Below are 17,036 nucleotides of genomic sequence, written 5' to 3'. Positions count from 1 at the left end.
GTTAATTAAAAACAATACAAAATGAGTACGATCAATTCAAAATTCGGCAACGTTTTAAATACTTCTGAACAGTTTGGAAAAGTAAATCATGAACCGGATTCAAGCAAAGAAGTCCAGATTAACACTCCTGAAAAGACAATGCCTTTTTCAGACCAAATCGGAAATTATCAACGAAATAAAGGAATTCCTTTACAATCTTACGAAAACAGTAAAATTTATATTGTAGGAAGCGGAATTGCAGGGATGTCTGCAGCATACTACTTCATCCGTGACGGCCATGTTCCCGGTAAAAATATTATTTTCCTTGATCAGCTTAATGTAGAAGGAGGATCTCTGGATGGTGCAGGAAATGCAAAGGATGGCTACATCATTCGTGGTGGACGAGAGATGGATATGACCTATGAAAACCTTTGGGATTTATTTCAGGACATTCCTGCATTGGAACTGCCTGCTCCTTATAGTGTACTGGATGAGTACCGCCTTGTAAATGACAATGACCCCAATTATTCAAAAGCTAGATTAATTCATAATCAGGGACAGATTCAGGATTTCAGTAAATTCGGACTTGAGAAAAAAGACCAACTGGCGATTGTCAAACTTTTATTAAAGAAAAAAGAGGAGCTTGATGACCTGAGTATTGAAGACTACTTCGCTGAATCATTCCTCAACAGTAATTTCTGGTTTTTCTGGCGTTCCATGTTTGCTTTTGAAAACTGGCACAGCTTACTGGAACTGAAGCTCTATATGCACAGATTCCTGCACGCAATAGACGGGATGAAAGACTTTTCATGCCTTGTATTCCCTAAATACAATCAGTATGATACATTCGTAACTCCATTAAAAAACTTTTTGGTTGAAAAAGGGGTACAAATACAGTTTGATACTTTGGTAAAAGATCTTGATATCCATATCAACACCGAAGGGAAAACTGTGGAAGGAATTATTACAGAGCAAAACGGAGAAGAAATAAGAATACCAATCGGAAAAGAGGATTATGTAATTGTAACAACAGGATCCATGACTGAAAGTACATTCTATGGAAACAACACTACTGTTCCTGAAGTCACGATAGATAACAGCAGTGCAGGGCAAAGTGCAGGATGGATGCTTTGGAAGAATCTTGCTGCAAAATCTGAAGTCTTCGGAAAACCAGAGAAATTTTGTAGCCACATAGAAAAATCGTCTTGGGAATCTGCGACATTAACGTGCCGACCTTCTGCATTCACTGAGAAATTGAAAGAGCTTTGTGTGAATGATCCTTATTCCGGAAAAACAGCTACAGGAGGTATTATTACCATTACAGACTCTAACTGGGTAATGAGTTTCACCTGCAACAGACAACCGCACTACCCTACTCAGCCTGATGATATCCTTGTCGTATGGGTGTACGCTCTCTTAATGGATAAAGAAGGGAATTACATCAAAAAAACAATGCCTCAATGTACAGGAAATGAAATTCTTGCAGAATTATGTCATCATTTGGGGCTTATTGATCAGCTTGATAATGTAGTAGAAAACACCATCGTTCGTACTGCATTTATGCCCTATATTACGTCTATGTTTATGCCAAGAGCTAAAGGAGACCGTCCAAGAGTGGTTCCTGAGGGCTGTACCAATTTAGGATTGGTAGGACAGTTTGTAGAAACCAACAATGATGTTGTCTTCACTATGGAAAGTTCTGTAAGAACAGCAAGAATAGCAGTATACAATCTCCTTAACCTTAACAAGCAGGTTCCGGATATTAATCCTTTACAATATGACATCCGCCATTTATTGAAAGCAACTCAGGCCTTGAATGACTATAAGCCATTCCTTGGAGAGGGAATTTTAAGAAAAGTACTGAAAGGAACTTATTTTGAACATATATTGGTTAATCGTCCAGAGGAAAAAGAAGAACATGAATCTTTCTTTATGGAGCAGGTCGGTAAATTCCAGGATTGGATCAAGGGAGTTAAAGGCTAGAAAGTATTAGGATGTTGAAGCTGGACAACGCAAAGGCGCAAAAATTTTATACTTCGTACTTCAAGATGACAGGATTTTATCTTTGAGTTTCAAACTAAGATCGGCATCACATAAAAACCCGCGTCTTTGCGCTTATCCAGTGAACGTCTTCATCATACATAAAAAAGCAGGACCTAAATAAGTCCTGCTTTTATTTATTTTTAATATTCTGAAACTATTAAGGCTTAAAAGAATCCTTTAAAGTTACCGTACGGTTGAATACCAATGTAGAATCTGTAGAATCCTGATCTTTTGTAAAGTATCCGATTCTCTGGAACTGAAGAGGTTCTCCCACTGCTACATCTTTTAGACTTGGTTCTGCAAAACCTTGAATAGTAGCTACAGATTCCGGATTGATGAAGTTTAAGAAGTCTACATCTTTTTCAGCATCAGGCTGTTCTACTGTAAACAATTGGTTGTAAATTCTTACTTCAACCGGGATTGCATGCTTGGCAGATACCCAATGTAAGGTTCCTTTTACTTTTCTTAAGCTTTCTTCCGTTCCGCTTCCAGACTTACTCTTTTCATCATAAGTAGCATAGATCGTCGTAATCTCCCCATTCTCATCTTTCTCTACTCTTTCAGCTTTGATGATGTATCCTGATTTCAGACGAACTTCTCCGCCTAATTTCAGTCTGAAGAATTTATTGTTAGCTTCCTCCTTGAAGTCTTCACGCTCAATATATAATTCTCTTGAGAAAGGAACTTCTCTTGTTCCTGCATTTTCCTGCTCAGGATTGTTTTCAGTCTCTAGCCACTCTTCCTTGTCTGCAGGATAGTTTTCGATAACCAGTTTTACCGGATCTATCACTGCCATTACACGCTTAGCTACCTTATTAAGATCCTCACGCACACAGAAGTCAAGCAACTGAATTTCAATCAGGTTTTCTCTTTTCGCAACTCCTACCTTATCAATAAAGTTTCGGATAGATGTTGGTGTAAAACCTTTTCTTCTCATTCCTGAAATGGTAGGCATTCTAGGGTCGTCCCATCCTGTTACCGCTCCTTCAGCTACCAATCTCTGTAGCTTTCTTTTAGAAGTAATCATGTAAGAAACATTCATCCTTGCAAATTCTCTTTGCTTGTTTTTAACTTTTCCTTCTTCGTAAACCTGATCCAAATACCAGTTGTACAAAGGTCTGTGGTTTTCAAACTCCAAAGAACAAAGTGAGTGTGAGATTTGTTCAATATAATCAGATTCACCATGAGCCCAGTCGTACATTGGATAAATTTTCCAAGCGGTACCTGTTCTGTGGTGAGGTTTATTCAAAATTCTATACATAACAGGGTCACGCATATTCATGTTTGGCGAAACCATGTCGATTTTTGCACGAAGAGACATTGAACCACTTTCAAATTCTCCGTTTTTCATCCTTTCGAATAAGTCTAACGACTCTTCAACAGGACGGTTTCTGTATGGAGACTCAATTCCCGGTTCTGCAGGATTCTTTCTTTGTTCAGTAATTACGTCAGAAGGCTGCTCATCTACGTAAGCTTTTTCTTCTTTAATTAACTGAACTGCCCAATCGTAAAGCTGCTGGAAGTAATCTGATGCATACAAAACTTTATCCCATTTGAAACCTAGCCATTCAACATCTTTCATGATAGAATCTACGAATTCCTGTTCTTCTTTTTCAGGGTTCGTATCGTCAAAACGAAGGTTTACGGGAGCGTTGTATTTTTCACCAAGACCGAAGTTGATGCAGATGGCTTTTGTATGCCCTACATGCAGGTAACCGTTCGGCTCAGGTGGAAAACGGAAACGGATCTGATCTTTATTCAAACCGTTTGCCAGATCATCTTCAATAATTTGCTCAATAAAATTGAGTGATTTTTTTTCTTCTTCCATTAAGATTAGCTTTTGTTTTTGTACAAAAAAAGTCGTACAAAGTTACGGAAAAATAAGCTTTTGTGAAAGTGATAATTTAAATAGCTTCTTCATTGTAATTCAATATTTTTTCTTAATTTAGAAAAAGCTAAAACCGTTTAAACCAATTAATAATCATGGCCGTTTATATATTAAGCAACCGGAAGATTATTCGGCATCAAGGAGAAAAAGTGGATTCTTTTTCCAATGATGAATATTCAATCCCAAATTTCAGGATTGCCAAATGTAATTTTGACAATCACAAGGAGGCTACTGCCCAAGCCAAAAAAAAGAAAAGCTATACGAATCGGAATATTTTAGATTATCAACTCTTCTCAGAGCCTGAAAAACAAGGCTACGGAGAAGTATTGGATGTTCTGTTGAGTGAAAAGGGAGTTAAAAAATCTACCCTCACAGCTGATAACCTTGGCGGAACCCAAAGGATGTTCTATGAATTGTACAAAAATATGTCTGCCACCAAGGACAGAAGTGATGTTCTGATATTTATCCATGGCTATGCCTATGATTTCGATGATGAATTAAAGGCTATTCTTGACCTCAAGAAATTATTCATTGATAACCCTGCTTCTCCTGTAGAACATATTTTATTTGTAAGCTGGCCTGCATCAAGCAGTATTGTTCCGCTCACTTATTTTGATGATAAAGCATCAAGTATCAATTCCGGAACTTCGTTACTGAGACTTTTCTACTTTTACACTCAATTTCTAAAAGACATTTTTTCCAATAGGGATCTTGTTCCTTGCAATCAGAGAATCCATATCATGACTCACTCCATGGGAAACAGGGTTCTTCAAAGTATGCTCTATAGCCTCAAAAGAGAAAATATTCTTAGGGTCATCGATCAGGTATTACTTTTAAATGCTGATGTGAGCTATAAAGTATTTGAAGATTCCGAAGATTCTTTCAATAAACTTCCTTTGCTTGCCAACCGAATTTCTATTTACCTGAACAGGCAGGATGCTATTCTTGGGATTTCACAGTTTACCAAAAATATTCTTACCCCGCGTCTGGGCAAAAACGGACCGAGTGACATTGCTCATTACAAGGATATTGTTTCTATAATCGACTGTACTTTTGTGAAGGATGACCTGCGGAACAGCTTTAAGTTTGAAGTAGGAAACCATTGGGGTTACCTTTCCAGCTCACAGGTACAGAGTGATATTTTCCAAAATTTATATGGAATAGATAGGAATCTTATTACCAATAGAACTAAAGATAACGAAAATATTTTCACAATTATTTCTTAACGGTTAATTAAAAAAATCCTATAATATTAACTCAATGTTAAAGTTACTAATAACCATACAAATGGCATAGAGATTGCCAATTCATAACATAGAGAATTACAATTTTTTTATTATGAAAAAAATTAAAAAAAAGGTTTCTTATATCCTAACGTATATTAGGAAAGCCATTTTCGTAAAAGATGTGATCTAAAATGAATATTAAATTATAAACCCATATACTATCCGACTGAACAATTACTTTATTCTTTAAATACCTCCGAACAACTCTATAATTCCTACAAATAGCTTGCAGGGATTTGTTTTCATGATATTATTTATATATGTTAAGTGGTTAATGATAATGGATAATATATTCTAGCTTTTACTTTTTTTGATATTGATATAAAAATTCTATTATTGTGTTAAAAATCAATAAAATAACTCACCATTCATTGTGTAATTTAAAATGATTTTGGATATTTACTTACCAATCAAATTAAAATATTTACAATGAAAAATCTAAGAAAGTTAAACAAAGGAGAATTAAAGACTATTTATGGAGGAAGACCTCCTCTTGGATGTAACAGTTGGAACCCCTCTACCATGTGCTGCAGGTCATGGGCTCCTGATTACTGTGGCAATACTACCTGCCCAGATTCACCACCTCCATTTTGCTAGTTAATTTTTCACAACTATATTTTGAATTATAACAGCTCATTTCTGAGGCCACATATACATTCGAAATCATTGACAAATAAAGCTCGGTGCCTAAACCTTGAGGCATCGGGCTTTTTATTAAATAGCGATGAAAGTCAACTGTACTATTAAACCTATGTATCTTAAATAATTTTCACGCTCATTATCGAATCAACTTAACATTAAAATATCAATTATGAAAAATTTAAGAAAACTAGAAAAAAAAGAATTGAAGACTATTAACGGAGGAAATATTCCGGTGGTACCTATAGGCTGCAACAACTGGGATTTTAAAGCCAGATGCTGCAGGGAATGGGATTCTGAACATTGGAATAACCCGACTTGTTCTTAATTATTTTCTATTTTTTGAACCACAACAGCTCATTTCTGAGATCTAGGGTGGATTCAAAATTATTAACAAATAAAGCTCCGGTGCCTAAACCTTGAGGCATTGGACTTTTTTTTGTGAATGTATACTGAGCAATAGCATTCAGACCGATATTACTTTCCAAAGCTGAAGTAATCCACCAGCCAATATTCTGTTGTTCCGCCAGAGAGACCCATTCATCAGTACCTGAAAACCCACCTATCAGGGCTGGTTTCAGAATAATATACTGTGGCTGTATGGCCTCTAAAAGTTCTTTCTTCTCTTTGGGGTCAGTAATTCCTATTAATTCTTCATCCAATGCAATAGGAGTCGGCGTTTGGGCACATAGTTCTGCCATATCACTCCAATTTCCGGCCTTAATTGGCTGTTCAATAGAATGAATATGTAAATCTGCTAATTGCTGCAAAACAACGATAGCTTCTTCTTTAGTAAAGCCACCATTGGCATCAACACGAAGCTCCAGCTGATCCTTGGAGAATTTTTCTCTTAATTTCTGTAGAATAATATGCTCCGATTTCCAGTCAACTCCGATTTTTAGTTTAATGCAATGAAATCCTTTTTCCAGCTTATCCTGAATTTGCTCTTCCATATACCCTACATCACCCATCCAGATCAATCCGTTGATGGTAATTGCAGATTTCCCCTCTGTAAATTCACTTGGAAAGTAAAGACTATCACCATATTTCAGGTTCTGAACTGCTTGTTCATACCCAAACCATATTGACGGAAAATCTTTTAATTCTACTTTTAAAAAATCCGGATCCCTGTCAATATTCTCACACAGCCATTTTAGCTTCTCTTCATAATCAGGTCTGTCATCAAAGCTTAATCCTCTGAAGATTGCACACTCTCCCACTCCTTTCTTTCCATTTTCTGAAATTTCAAGGATAAAGGTTTCCTTATCAAGCAAAACGCCGCGAGATGTTCCACTCGGGCGTTTGAATTCTAATAAATATCTATGATATGATGCTATCATTTATTTCACACTGTCAATACGCATAAACTCTTCTGCCTTCTCCACCATGTCAATACTTCCACAGAAAAACGGAATTCTCTGGTGAAGTTCTGTAGGTTCTATTTCAAGGATTCTTCTGAAACCATCCGTAGCCTTTCCTCCTGCCTGTTCTGCAAGGAATGCCATTGGATTACACTCATATAGTAATCTTAGCTTACCATTTGGAGCCTGGGAATAAGATGGATAAATATAAATCCCTCCTTTAAGCATATTTCTGTGGAAATCTGCTACCAACGAACCAATATATCTTGAAGTATAAGGACGGTCCCCTTCTTCCATCTGGCAATATTTAAGATAGTTTTTCACCCCTTGAGGGAATTTGATATAGTTCCCTTCGTTGATAGAGTAGATTTTCCCTGTTTTTGGAAACGTCATATTAGGATGAGAAAGATAATAGGTACCTAAAGATGGATCCAATGTAAATCCGTTCACTCCATTTCCTGTTGTATAAACAATCATTGTTGAAGAACCATAGATTACATATCCTGCTGCAATTTGGTTAACTCCTTTCTGTAAAAAGTCTTCCAGCTGTACAGGAGTTCCAGGTTCAGAAACTCTTCTGTAGATAGAGAAAATAGTTCCTACGGAAACATTTACATCAATGTTTGAAGACCCGTCCAAAGGATCTATTAGTACAACATATTTACTTAAATGACCGTTTTCTCCACATTTAATGTCAATAAAGTCATCATTTTCCTCAGAAGCAATACCACAAACAACCTCTCTTTGAGACAAAGCCGTAATAAAAATTTCATTAGCGATCACATCAAGTTTTTGCTGCTCTTCACCCTGAATATTCTGGTTTCCGGCAGCTCCTGTTATATCTACAATTCCGGCTTTATTTACTTCTCTGTTTACCACTTTCGAAGCCAGTCTTATTGCACTCAGAAGACGAGAAAATTCACCTGTAGAATATTGAAAATCGTCCTGCTTATCAATAAGAAATTCTCCTAAAGTCTGTAATGGTTGATTTGACATATTTTTCTTTTTACGTTTTCCCCAAATTTCGGAAAATTTATTGCATTAAGAAAATTTAATTACAAAAGAAGTTACTTATTGTATTTCAATACAATACAAATAAAACCCAACATAATATTAAGTAGCTATTGAAAATTACGCCTCCGGATTAGTTACGTCAGACTCACGAAAAATTCAGATTATTTCATTAATTATTGATTTTTAAGGAAATCTTAATTCTATCAACCCCTCTGGCTATTTCATATCTCGTTGTAAATTTATAATTTTGACGTCCGTAAAAAACTCATGTAATTTTTAATCTAACAATTTTATTTTTAACAATTTAATGAAAATTTTCAAGTTTGGTGGAGCATCTGTAAAGGATGCCGAGAGTGTAAAAAATGTGTCCATGGTTCTAAAAAGCCAAGGATTTGCTAAATGTTTGCTGGTGATTTCAGCAATGGGCAAGACGACAAACGAGTTGGAAAAAGTGGTAGAACTTTATTTCAAGAAAGATAATTATCAAACTGAGATTGAAAAGATAAAACGAAAACACATCGAGATTGCGGACGGTTTGTTTCCTGAAAATCATGCGGTTTTTGCTGAAATCAATATCTTTTTTGATGACATCGATTCTTTTTTAAGAAGAAATAAGTCTCCTAATTACAGCTTTGTCTATGACCAGGTGGTAAGTTGCGGAGAAATGATTTCTACAAAAATTCTAAGTGAATATCTGAATGAGATTCAGTTTACCAACCAGTGGCTAGATGCCAGAGATTATATAAAAACAGACAATTCTTACAGAGAAGGGGTTGTAGACTGGACAAAAACAGAAGCTTTTATTTCCAATCTAAATCCTGAGATCTGCTATGTGACCCAAGGTTTCATTGGTTCTGACGAAAACAACTTTACCGTAACGTTAGGAAGAGAGGGTTCTGATTACTCTGCTGCTATTTTCGCTTATTGCTTAGATGCTGAAGCCATGACCATCTGGAAAGATGTACCAGGGGTAATGACGGGAGATCCAAGAAAATTCAAGGATGTTTCTCTTCTTTCTAATATCTCGTATGAAGAAGCTATTGAAATGGCTTATTATGGAGCAAGCGTTATTCACCCAAAAACATTGCAGCCGCTACAACAAAAAAACATTCCTTTTTATGTAAAATCCTTTGTAGATCCTACTAAAGAAGGAACTAAAGTAGGGGCTTCAGAAAAAAACCAACAGGAAGAAACTTATATTTTAAAAGAAAATCAGGAGCTTTTGAAGATTTCTACCAGAGACTTCTCTTTCATTGCGGAAGATCATATGAGCCTAATTTTCGGATATTTATCTAAATATAAGATCAAGGTTTCCTTAATGCAGAATTCTGCGATCTCCTTGGCACTGTGCCTTGAAGATAAATTTAATCATCTTGAAGAACTTAACGAAGAGCTTCAAAAAATTTTTAAAACTGAAGCAATTAAAAATGTATCTTTATTCACAGTAAGAAATGCGAAGATGGATCACATTGATAGATTTTACCATGAAAAAAATGTATTATTGGAACAGATTTCCAAGAATACTCTTCAAATGGTAACACAATAATATTAATTGCGACTAAGCACACATGAGTTTAATTTCGAAAAACGATCTGATCAAAGCTTCCGGCTTAAGTAAAATCGGGTTCCTCAAGAATCCGGTAGCATCTGCTGTTATGAGCATTGCTAAAATAAATGAAGTAAATAGACTATACGATAAACTAAAAGACAAGGAAGGCAAAGACTTTTTCGACTCATTTGTAAGAGAAAGAAACCTAAGCTATGTAGCTTTTGAAGAGGATCTTGCAAAAATCCCTAAAACGGGACCATTTATTTTGGTCTCCAACCACCCGCTGGGTGCCATTGACGGGATTTTGATGTGCAAGATCTTATCAGAGGTTCGTCCGGACTTCAAGGTAATGGGAAATTTCCTTTTGGAAAAGATCAAACCTATGGAGCCTTACGTAATCGCTGTAAATCCTTTTGAAAACAGAAAAGAAGCTTACAGCAGCTCTTCAGGAATGCGTGAAACACTTAAGCATTTACAAAATGGAGGTTGTGTAGGTATTTTTCCGGCAGGAGAAGTTTCTAACAAGAACAATCCTTATGGAGAAATTTTAGATAAAGAATGGGAAAAGACGGCACTTAAGCTTATCAGAATGGCTAAAGTGCCGGTAGTTCCTATGTATTTCCATGCCAAGAACAGCCGTCTTTTTTATCAGGTGGCTAAAATTCATCCCAATTTACAGACGATCATGCTTCCTTCTGAAATGATGAATGATAGAGAGAAGCCCATCAGGATAAGAATCGGAAAACCGATTACGGTAAAGGCAATGGATGATATGGAAACGATTGAAGAGCTTGGAGAGTTTCTAAAACGTAAGGTTTATATGATGAAATCTTATTATGAAAAAAGAAAATCATTAGCCCAAAGCATCAATCTTCAGAATTTGTCTGTAAAATTCCCTTTATTAAAAGAGGAAAATATTGTTCAGAATATTATTGATGAAACTCCATTAGAAGATATCGTAAAAGATGTTGATAAGCTGAGAGGAACGGATAAAATGCTGTTCAGCAATGGAAACTACGAGATCTACTTTACGACGTATGAAGAAATCCCATCCATTATGAGGGAAATCGGACGTCAAAGAGAACTTACTTTCCGTGCGGTAGGTGAAGGAAGTAATCTTCCGTTTGACCTTGATGAGTATGACAAGCATTACCATCACCTTTTCCTTTGGGATAATGGTGAGAAAAAACTTGCGGGAGCCTACAGAATGGCGCTTGGTAGAGAGGTCATGAAGAAATATGGTATCAAAGGCTTCTATACAAGTTCTTTATTTGAGTTTGAGCAGGACATTCACCCTTTCTTTAAAAAGGTGATTGAAATGGGCCGTGCCTATATCTGCCAGGAATATCAGCAGAAACCTCTTCCTCTTTTCCTTTTGTGGCGAGGAATTGTACATGTATGCCTGAGAAATCCTGATCATAAATTCCTGATGGGAGGTGTAAGTATCTCCAATAAATTCTCAGAGTTTTCAAAGTCTCTGATGATCGAGTTTATGCGTTCTAATTATTTTGACTCTGCAGTAGCTCAATACATCACTCCAAGAAATGAATATAAGGTAAAGCTTCGTGACAGGGATAAAAATATCTTCTTTGAAGAAATGGAATCTGACCTTAATAAGCTGGACAAGATTATTGATGATCTTGAACCTGAATTGAGATTACCTGTTTTGATCAAAAAATACATTAAGCAAAACGCAAAAGTTATCGCTTTCAATGTTGACCCTAACTTCAATGATGCGATTGACGGACTGATGTATATCAGAATCAGTGATCTTCCTGAAAACACGATTAAACCGGTATTGGAAGAGATGAGTGAGCAAATCAGAAAGGAACAGGAAAATAATCCGGCTGATAATCAATAAGTTTTTCAATTTTAGTGAAAAAAGCACGATGAATACTTGCTTTGTATACTAAAACGCACTACTTTTGCATCACTTTAAAACAACGAAGTAAGTCAAACAAAAATATAATGGTTTCTTAGCTCAGTTGGTAGAGCAATGGATTGAAAATCCATGTGTCCCTGGTTCGATTCCTGGAGAAACCACTTTAAAACCTCTGATTAGTCAGAGGTTTTTTTGTTTTTCAGAAAAAAAGCTCGCAAACGTCAGAAATTTTGATCGGCAAAAATGGAATTGAATACATCAAAGACCTTATTTGTAAAATTTTACAGCCTGTTATTCTTGCTCTTAGGTATAAAAACAGACTAACGGTAATAAAAAAGTGTAAAAATCTTAGAAGAATCTAAAAAAATACATTACTTTTGCATCACTTTAAAAACAACGAAGTAAGTCAAACAAAAATATAATGGTTTCTTAGCTCAGTTGGTAGAGCAATGGATTGAAAATCCATGTGTCCCTGGTTCGATTCCTGGAGAAACCACTTTAAAACCTCTGATTAGTCAGAGGTTTTTTTGCGTTTGTATATTTGAAGAGTAAATGTAAAAATCTGGGAAATATTTACCACCCTAAAACAAATCTTTACAGCATTTACTTTTTACTATTTAACAGGATCAGATCCTTAGAAAGGTTTGTATTTTCAGGTGAATCGATTTCCGGCAGCTCTTCCCTGTCTTCAAATAGGTATTCTTTCCCTTTATGATCTGTAAGGGTGATCTGTATTGTATTTTTTTCACGAACTGCCTTAAGTGTATGGACATTGGACCAAACTTCAGCAGAGGTGTTCCTATTGAGTATAACCTCTTTTATATATTGAAGTTTATTATTATTGAATTCATACACAAAGTAGACTGCGTACTCTTCAGTAAAGCCCGGAAATAATAAAATTCCCGAAGAGTCAGATTCATTGTAAAGCAGATGGGAATCTTTCTCTGCTATTTCATAGGAACTATCGTAGTAAAAGTTGATATTTAAAAACTGCCAGCCCTGAATAACTTTCCCATCAATCTCATATTGAATATATGCTCTGTCTTCAATATATCTGATCTTAAAAATTTGACTTGTAAAACTCATGTCAAAGCTTTGGATGGCTCCATCGTCATAATTACTCCTCTTTTTAGGGACTTTAATCTCATTATAGACTATTTGATGGTTTTCTATATTTTGATCGTTTTTTACAGCATTACTATCTTTCTTTGCCCTATAACTATCATTTTTGAGGATAACAGTTTTCTTTGTTTCTTTTTTACAGGAATATATGATGCTTACTAAAGAAGCCATAAAAAGTAATTTTAACAGGTGCTTTTTCGTCGTGCTTATTTGTGTCATTTTTTATTCATTAGGGACCTCTGTATTCAATAGCTTTTACCTCTACAAATACGGTTAAACATAAAAGTAATAATACCCCCTCAAAGTTAAAATTTAAGGGAGTAAATATTTATAAAAATTTTCTGATTAGATATTACTTATTTCCGGCCATGCAAAACCTACTCCCCCATGCTGATATCTTTCAGTTTCAAGATAGAAAGAGTTTACTCCCTGAAGTCCAACTCCTGCATAATAAACAAATTTATCTACATGCTCCTGGTACTCCCCAAACTCACGATACTCTGCATGTAAGGCAAGTAATTTTGCCAATTCTTCATTATGTATGCGAAACGCTTGCTCACAGGCATCTTTTAGTGAGAGATTATATTCTTGCTGCAATACAAAAACCAAGTTAAAAACCTCTGTTCCTTTTGCCATTTCCTTCGGAAGAGAATGAATATCGTTTTGCCATGCAACAACCAGGGTCATATGAGATATCATTTTCTGAACGACAATATGTTCAAAAATATGTTCCGGAAGAACGAGGCCTGATTCAATTTCACCCAAGATCAAATAGGGACGCATAAGAACAGAATATTCACGAATGGTCTTAAAAAGTGTAAGAGATGGTGGACGTTGTACTATTTTATAGGGATATTCCAATTCAATTCCATATCTGAAAGATTGATAGAAATAGAAAATAAAGCGCTCCACCCATATATCAGGCATTAAAGCACGGAATTCATCCCTTATCAACGCCATATGCTGATAGAGCGCATTCTCATCCGGCCTTGGCTGCTCACCTCTAAGAATATCTACACAACGAATCCGTAATTGTTGAATTTCCTCCAGCGAGGAATTTTCTACCTGATCATCAAGAGCAACATACTGAAGCATAAACCTATTGCATGGAATGGTCTGTTCATAGGTTAGATCGGGCCACATACGCGCCGTACACATATGCAGCTTCATTTTCTTGTATATCCCACGTTGTTTTTCCGTCAGGAAAGTGTAGTCATTGTCAATCCATCCATCCATATCTTTCCCCATCTGTTCTGCATGGGGATTGATAAGGTCAGGCCAAGGATAATGACCACGCGGCAAATAATCTTTTGAATTATATTCTTCTGGTTTCATGTTATTTTAGTTTTTTGTATTAATGACTATGAATTTATTTCCCAATTGTAGTTTCTTTATATTTCATTCAGCTTTTCACGAAGTTCAGCAGCATTGGGAAACTCCATCATATTGTAGCGGTCCAGTTTGGTAGAAATGTTTTTCCACCCACTGAGTACCATACTCATGTAATGTACCCAATTGACCACAGCTTCCTGCCATATTCCAAAATCAGGAAGAGAAGCTTGTAATTCTAAAAATTCTTTCAGGTCTTTATTATGTAAGCGTAAATCTTCAAGACATGCTTCTTTCAGGGACATTTGGTGTTCGTTCTGGATTACTTTTACAATATTGTAATAAATACTACCTGTTGCCTCATCTTTTATAACGGATTGTACTTCATTAAAAAAAGTAACTAAATGGCAGGCTAAGGCTTGCAAACGTTGGATCACGGGATGGGCATGAATCTCCGGGGGAAGGGTAACACCTGTTTCCACTTCTGTAAGCTGAAGAAAGGGATATAAACAGATGGAATTTTCACGCAGAGCAATACATTCTGATACACTAGGATAGGTTTTATTTTTCTTATACTTCAACTCGGTTTCTAATCCCAGGAAATATTTACTGATCATTTGTGTGAAACGGAAAATTGATTCTTCCGGAATAAACTGCAGCAACTCTAATCTTAGGGTAGCCAGCATCTTTCCTAAAGGTATTCCTGAGTTTTCACCGCTTACTTCACCTTTTAACACCGCGATTGATTGGGCATGTACATATCCAATATCTTCAGGCTCACTTTCTTCATAAAGATCATCATTATAAAGGGTCCAAAGCATTAATCTACAAATAGGCCTAAACCGTTCTGGTGTAGCAGTAGGAAACCATTGAGCGGCAATATGCGCTGTTTTAGTCTTCTTGTATTTTTTGCGAAGATCAGGATTTTGCTCATAAAGCCATAGGTATTCACCATCAATCCATTGATTCTCGGTAATCTCCTGCAATTGTTCAGCATAGGGATTTTTTAACGTTGGGAACGGATACCTAAACTCCTTGTGCAGAAGCTCAAGTGTACTAAAATTTTCTGTATTCATGATTATGGTTTTTAGCGTTAACTAACTGACTACTAATATAAAAATAATCCAAATACAATCTTAATTTATTTCACATAACTTTGATATTTTACATTAAAGTTCCTGTCAAACTCTATTTAATCATTACAAAAAACGCATTATTACTATAAAAAAAGTAAATACATTAAATGCTCAAAATAATATTTAGTTTTAAAATAATAGATGTTTTAAAAGTTTTATAATAAGAACAAATCTTCTGCATATCAACTCATTAAAAAAATAGTTCTTAATAACAATTAAATTTCATCAAAAAAATCACACAAAAACTTGCATGGTATTACAAAATATTATACTTTTGCATCACTTTAAAACAACGAAGTAAGTCAAACAAAAATATAATGGTTTCTTAGCTCAGTTGGTAGAGCAATGGATTGAAAATCCATGTGTCCCTGGTTCGATTCCTGGAGAAACCACTTTAAAACCTCTGATTATTCAGAGGTTTTTTTGCATTTAGGATTTCATATAGGATTTTTTTAACACAAAGATTTTAAAGTATGATTCTTATATTGTAAAGAAGTAAACAGAATCGAGATAAGGGTTAAAAGATAACCCAAAAATGCATTATGTTGATTTAAAGTTCGTAATGATCGATTAGATTTCCTTCATCATCATACTCATACACCTCCTTGGTAGTCTGCCCCACAGAATAACATGAATAGATAAGAATTCCGGCTTCATTATACTCATTCTGCCACCCTACACGGCTTCCGGAATCGTATTCCATCTCAGCCATAGTATCCCCATTTGGGTACTTATCAAGGATTACATATCCTGTATATAAATGTCCGTTGAATAAAATAAGGCTATTTCCATCATGATCATATTCTCCGAATTCGATGTCCTCAAAATTAACTCTTCTTTTGTCTGATTCTTTTAAGTTCAATGTTTAGCTTTTAAATTGGTAAATATATCTTAAAATTGGTAGCGGAGAATGATCATCTTCTCGCAGATTTAGGAGATTACAAAGATTCTCTTGGTTAATAAGTCATTGGGCTTTAAGATCGTTTTAAAATAAACTACTACATGAGTCGCTGCAAAATGATCAAAAATAGGGTTTGGATTCTTTCAGAGTGGCAGTTGTTATGTTTATTGATTTACGCAGGGTATTATTTCGAAAGAATGTCAACTCACAACTATGAACAGCCTGACAAAGCCTGATACTCTTCCCACATTTCATTTACTTTTTCCTGATCAAGAATATCTATTTTATACCCGCTTTCGGGTACTAATAATTTGTATTGAGCATCAATAAAATTCATGAACCTCTCATCCATAGATGGCAAGCTAAAATTCACATTAGCTGGTTCTTTGCTGATTTCATAATAAAATCTATCAACAGCTACACTTAGATATCCTTCAAAACACTGCATACTCCCCCATTTAACAAAAGCCTGTAGACAGATTCATATGGATCGGGTAAATTACTGAAAGGTTCAAAAACAGATGGATATTCTGCTTTCAATACATTCCAGTAGATGGCATAGTATAAATATAAATAATCAAAGGATCTATATTTGTTTGTATTGATAGAAACTCCCTCCAATAGGTTAAGTCTGTAAAAATCTATATCCAGCAATCTATTTCTAATTTCAGGAAACAATATCCGGATCAGATCATTTCAGTCTTTATACCGCATGAGATTGTACGAAAACCCTAAGTCCAATGCTTCACACCATCGTTTCATAGTATTCAGATAATTTTTAAACAACAGCATATTGCTGGGACCACCAAATCTCTCAGGATTCTTTTTGCTTTTAAAAACAGCAAGCTCCTTTATAAAATCTTCGTTTATTTTCATTTTTGGTTAATTGTATATAGAGTTCCAGCAC

The 17,036-nt window shown here is 35.5% G+C and carries 16 protein-coding genes and 3 tRNA genes; 9 read left to right on the top strand and 10 right to left on the bottom strand.

The features are described 5' to 3' along the window. Positions 1–21 precede the first annotated feature (21 nt). Entirely contained in the window at positions 22–1,962 is a 1,941-nt protein-coding gene (locus SCA31_RS08300) for an oleate hydratase (RefSeq protein ID WP_410696483.1), read from the top strand. A 217-nt stretch (positions 1,963–2,179) separates the two neighbouring features. Here SCA31_RS08300 and SCA31_RS08295 read toward each other — a convergent pair whose 3' ends face one another. Continuing rightward, positions 2,180–3,850, bottom strand: coding sequence for a glutamine--tRNA ligase/YqeY domain fusion protein (locus tag SCA31_RS08295; protein ID WP_410696482.1), 1,671 nt, complete (start codon positions 3,848–3,850; stop codon positions 2,180–2,182). A gap of 155 nt (positions 3,851–4,005) precedes the next feature. Here SCA31_RS08295 and SCA31_RS08290 point away from each other — a divergent pair, with 155 nt between their 5' ends. From SCA31_RS08290 to SCA31_RS08280, 3 genes are all read left to right on the top strand, one after another. Beyond that, positions 4,006–5,136, top strand: coding sequence for an alpha/beta hydrolase (locus tag SCA31_RS08290; protein ID WP_410696481.1), 1,131 nt, complete (start codon positions 4,006–4,008; stop codon positions 5,134–5,136). A gap of 489 nt (positions 5,137–5,625) precedes the next feature. Continuing rightward, complete coding sequence (locus SCA31_RS08285) at positions 5,626–5,793, top strand: bacteriocin-like protein (protein ID WP_273007021.1); 168 nt, start codon at positions 5,626–5,628, stop codon at positions 5,791–5,793. A 214-nt stretch (positions 5,794–6,007) separates the two neighbouring features. Continuing rightward, positions 6,008–6,163 carry a bacteriocin-like protein gene (locus SCA31_RS08280; RefSeq protein WP_410696480.1) on the top strand — a complete coding sequence of 52 codons (156 nt, stop codon included), beginning with the start codon at positions 6,008–6,010 and terminating at the stop codon, positions 6,161–6,163. A 7-nt stretch (positions 6,164–6,170) separates the two neighbouring features. On the opposite strand, the gene SCA31_RS08275 is transcribed toward SCA31_RS08280, so the two are convergent. Continuing rightward, positions 6,171–7,175, bottom strand: a complete 1,005-nt coding sequence (locus SCA31_RS08275; RefSeq protein WP_410696479.1) for an o-succinylbenzoate synthase — start codon at positions 7,173–7,175, stop codon at positions 6,171–6,173. Then, positions 7,176–8,192, bottom strand: coding sequence for a class 1 fructose-bisphosphatase (gene fbp / locus SCA31_RS08270; protein WP_106915080.1), 1,017 nt, complete (start codon positions 8,190–8,192; stop codon positions 7,176–7,178). Between the two features lie 325 nt (positions 8,193–8,517). Here fbp and SCA31_RS08265 point away from each other — a divergent pair, with 325 nt between their 5' ends. The 4 genes from SCA31_RS08265 (at position 8,518) to SCA31_RS08250 (ending at position 12,137) form a co-directional block, all read left to right on the top strand. Beyond that, entirely contained in the window at positions 8,518–9,756 is a 1,239-nt protein-coding gene (locus SCA31_RS08265) for an aspartate kinase (protein WP_410696478.1), read from the top strand. A gap of 22 nt (positions 9,757–9,778) precedes the next feature. Continuing rightward, entirely contained in the window at positions 9,779–11,620 is a 1,842-nt protein-coding gene (locus SCA31_RS08260; protein WP_410696477.1) for a lysophospholipid acyltransferase family protein, read from the top strand. Between the two features lie 109 nt (positions 11,621–11,729). Further along, positions 11,730–11,802 (top strand) — tRNA-Phe (locus tag SCA31_RS08255). A 262-nt stretch (positions 11,803–12,064) separates the two neighbouring features. After that, a tRNA-Phe gene (locus SCA31_RS08250) sits at positions 12,065–12,137 on the top strand. A 107-nt stretch (positions 12,138–12,244) separates the two neighbouring features. On the opposite strand, the gene SCA31_RS08245 is transcribed toward SCA31_RS08250, so the two are convergent. The 3 genes from SCA31_RS08245 to SCA31_RS08235 form a co-directional block, all read right to left on the bottom strand. Further along, the gene (locus SCA31_RS08245) at positions 12,245–12,934 is read right to left on the bottom strand and encodes a hypothetical protein (RefSeq protein WP_410696476.1); all 690 of its coding nucleotides are present in this window, start codon (positions 12,932–12,934) and stop codon (positions 12,245–12,247) included. Positions 12,935–13,108: 174 nt separating this feature from the next. Further along, positions 13,109–14,098 carry a terpene synthase family protein gene (locus tag SCA31_RS08240; protein WP_410696475.1) on the bottom strand — a complete coding sequence of 330 codons (990 nt, stop codon included), beginning with the start codon at positions 14,096–14,098 and terminating at the stop codon, positions 13,109–13,111. Positions 14,099–14,154: 56 nt separating this feature from the next. Then, entirely contained in the window at positions 14,155–15,168 is a 1,014-nt protein-coding gene (locus SCA31_RS08235) for a terpene synthase family protein (RefSeq protein WP_410696474.1), read from the bottom strand. A 379-nt stretch (positions 15,169–15,547) separates the two neighbouring features. Here SCA31_RS08235 and SCA31_RS08230 point away from each other — a divergent pair. Next, positions 15,548–15,620, top strand: a tRNA-Phe gene (locus SCA31_RS08230). Between the two features lie 158 nt (positions 15,621–15,778). Here the strand turns inward: SCA31_RS08230 and SCA31_RS08225 are convergent. From SCA31_RS08225 to SCA31_RS08210, 4 genes are all read right to left on the bottom strand, one after another. Then, positions 15,779–16,090, bottom strand: coding sequence for a hypothetical protein (locus SCA31_RS08225; RefSeq protein ID WP_410696473.1), 312 nt, complete (start codon positions 16,088–16,090; stop codon positions 15,779–15,781). 250 nt (positions 16,091–16,340) lie between these two features. After that, entirely contained in the window at positions 16,341–16,577 is a 237-nt protein-coding gene (locus tag SCA31_RS08220) for a hypothetical protein (protein ID WP_410696472.1), read from the bottom strand. Then, positions 16,553–16,783 (bottom strand): hypothetical protein, encoded by a 231-nt coding sequence (locus SCA31_RS08215; protein ID WP_410696471.1) that lies wholly within the window; start codon positions 16,781–16,783, stop codon positions 16,553–16,555. The genes SCA31_RS08220 and SCA31_RS08215 overlap by 25 nt, the downstream gene beginning before the upstream one ends. Positions 16,784–16,825: 42 nt before the next feature. Then, positions 16,826–17,005, bottom strand: coding sequence for a hypothetical protein (locus tag SCA31_RS08210; protein WP_410696470.1), 180 nt, complete (start codon positions 17,003–17,005; stop codon positions 16,826–16,828). Positions 17,006–17,036 lie beyond the last annotated feature (31 nt).

This window comes from Chryseobacterium sp. SIMBA_028 (assembly GCF_046535285.1).
GTDB lineage: Bacteria > Bacteroidota > Bacteroidia > Flavobacteriales > Weeksellaceae > Chryseobacterium.
This window is presented reverse-complemented; position numbering and strand designations above follow the sequence as displayed.

What these genes read in the sequence shown, in the direction of transcription:
- SCA31_RS08220 (WP_410696472.1), bottom strand. Translation starts at nt 16,577, where the DNA reads ATGCAGTGTTTTGAAGGATATCTAAGTGTAGCTGTTGATAGATTTTAT.
- SCA31_RS08285 (WP_273007021.1), top strand. Translation starts at nt 5,626, where the DNA reads ATGAAAAATCTAAGAAAGTTAAACAAAGGAGAATTAAAGACTATTTAT.
- SCA31_RS08265 (WP_410696478.1), top strand. Translation starts at nt 8,518, where the DNA reads ATGAAAATTTTCAAGTTTGGTGGAGCATCTGTAAAGGATGCCGAGAGT.
- SCA31_RS08260 (WP_410696477.1), top strand. Translation starts at nt 9,779, where the DNA reads ATGAGTTTAATTTCGAAAAACGATCTGATCAAAGCTTCCGGCTTAAGT.
- SCA31_RS08275 (WP_410696479.1), bottom strand. Translation starts at nt 7,175, where the DNA reads ATGATAGCATCATATCATAGATATTTATTAGAATTCAAACGCCCGAGT.
- SCA31_RS08245 (WP_410696476.1), bottom strand. Translation starts at nt 12,934, where the DNA reads ATGGCTTCTTTAGTAAGCATCATATATTCCTGTAAAAAAGAAACAAAG.
- SCA31_RS08290 (WP_410696481.1), top strand. Translation starts at nt 4,006, where the DNA reads ATGGCCGTTTATATATTAAGCAACCGGAAGATTATTCGGCATCAAGGA.
- SCA31_RS08295 (WP_410696482.1), bottom strand. Translation starts at nt 3,850, where the DNA reads ATGGAAGAAGAAAAAAAATCACTCAATTTTATTGAGCAAATTATTGAA.
- SCA31_RS08280 (WP_410696480.1), top strand. Translation starts at nt 6,008, where the DNA reads ATGAAAAATTTAAGAAAACTAGAAAAAAAAGAATTGAAGACTATTAAC.
- SCA31_RS08300 (WP_410696483.1), top strand. Translation starts at nt 22, where the DNA reads ATGAGTACGATCAATTCAAAATTCGGCAACGTTTTAAATACTTCTGAA.
- SCA31_RS08210 (WP_410696470.1), bottom strand. Translation starts at nt 17,005, where the DNA reads ATGAAAATAAACGAAGATTTTATAAAGGAGCTTGCTGTTTTTAAAAGC.
- SCA31_RS08240 (WP_410696475.1), bottom strand. Translation starts at nt 14,098, where the DNA reads ATGAAACCAGAAGAATATAATTCAAAAGATTATTTGCCGCGTGGTCAT.
- SCA31_RS08235 (WP_410696474.1), bottom strand. Translation starts at nt 15,168, where the DNA reads ATGAATACAGAAAATTTTAGTACACTTGAGCTTCTGCACAAGGAGTTT.
- fbp (WP_106915080.1), bottom strand. Translation starts at nt 8,192, where the DNA reads ATGTCAAATCAACCATTACAGACTTTAGGAGAATTTCTTATTGATAAG.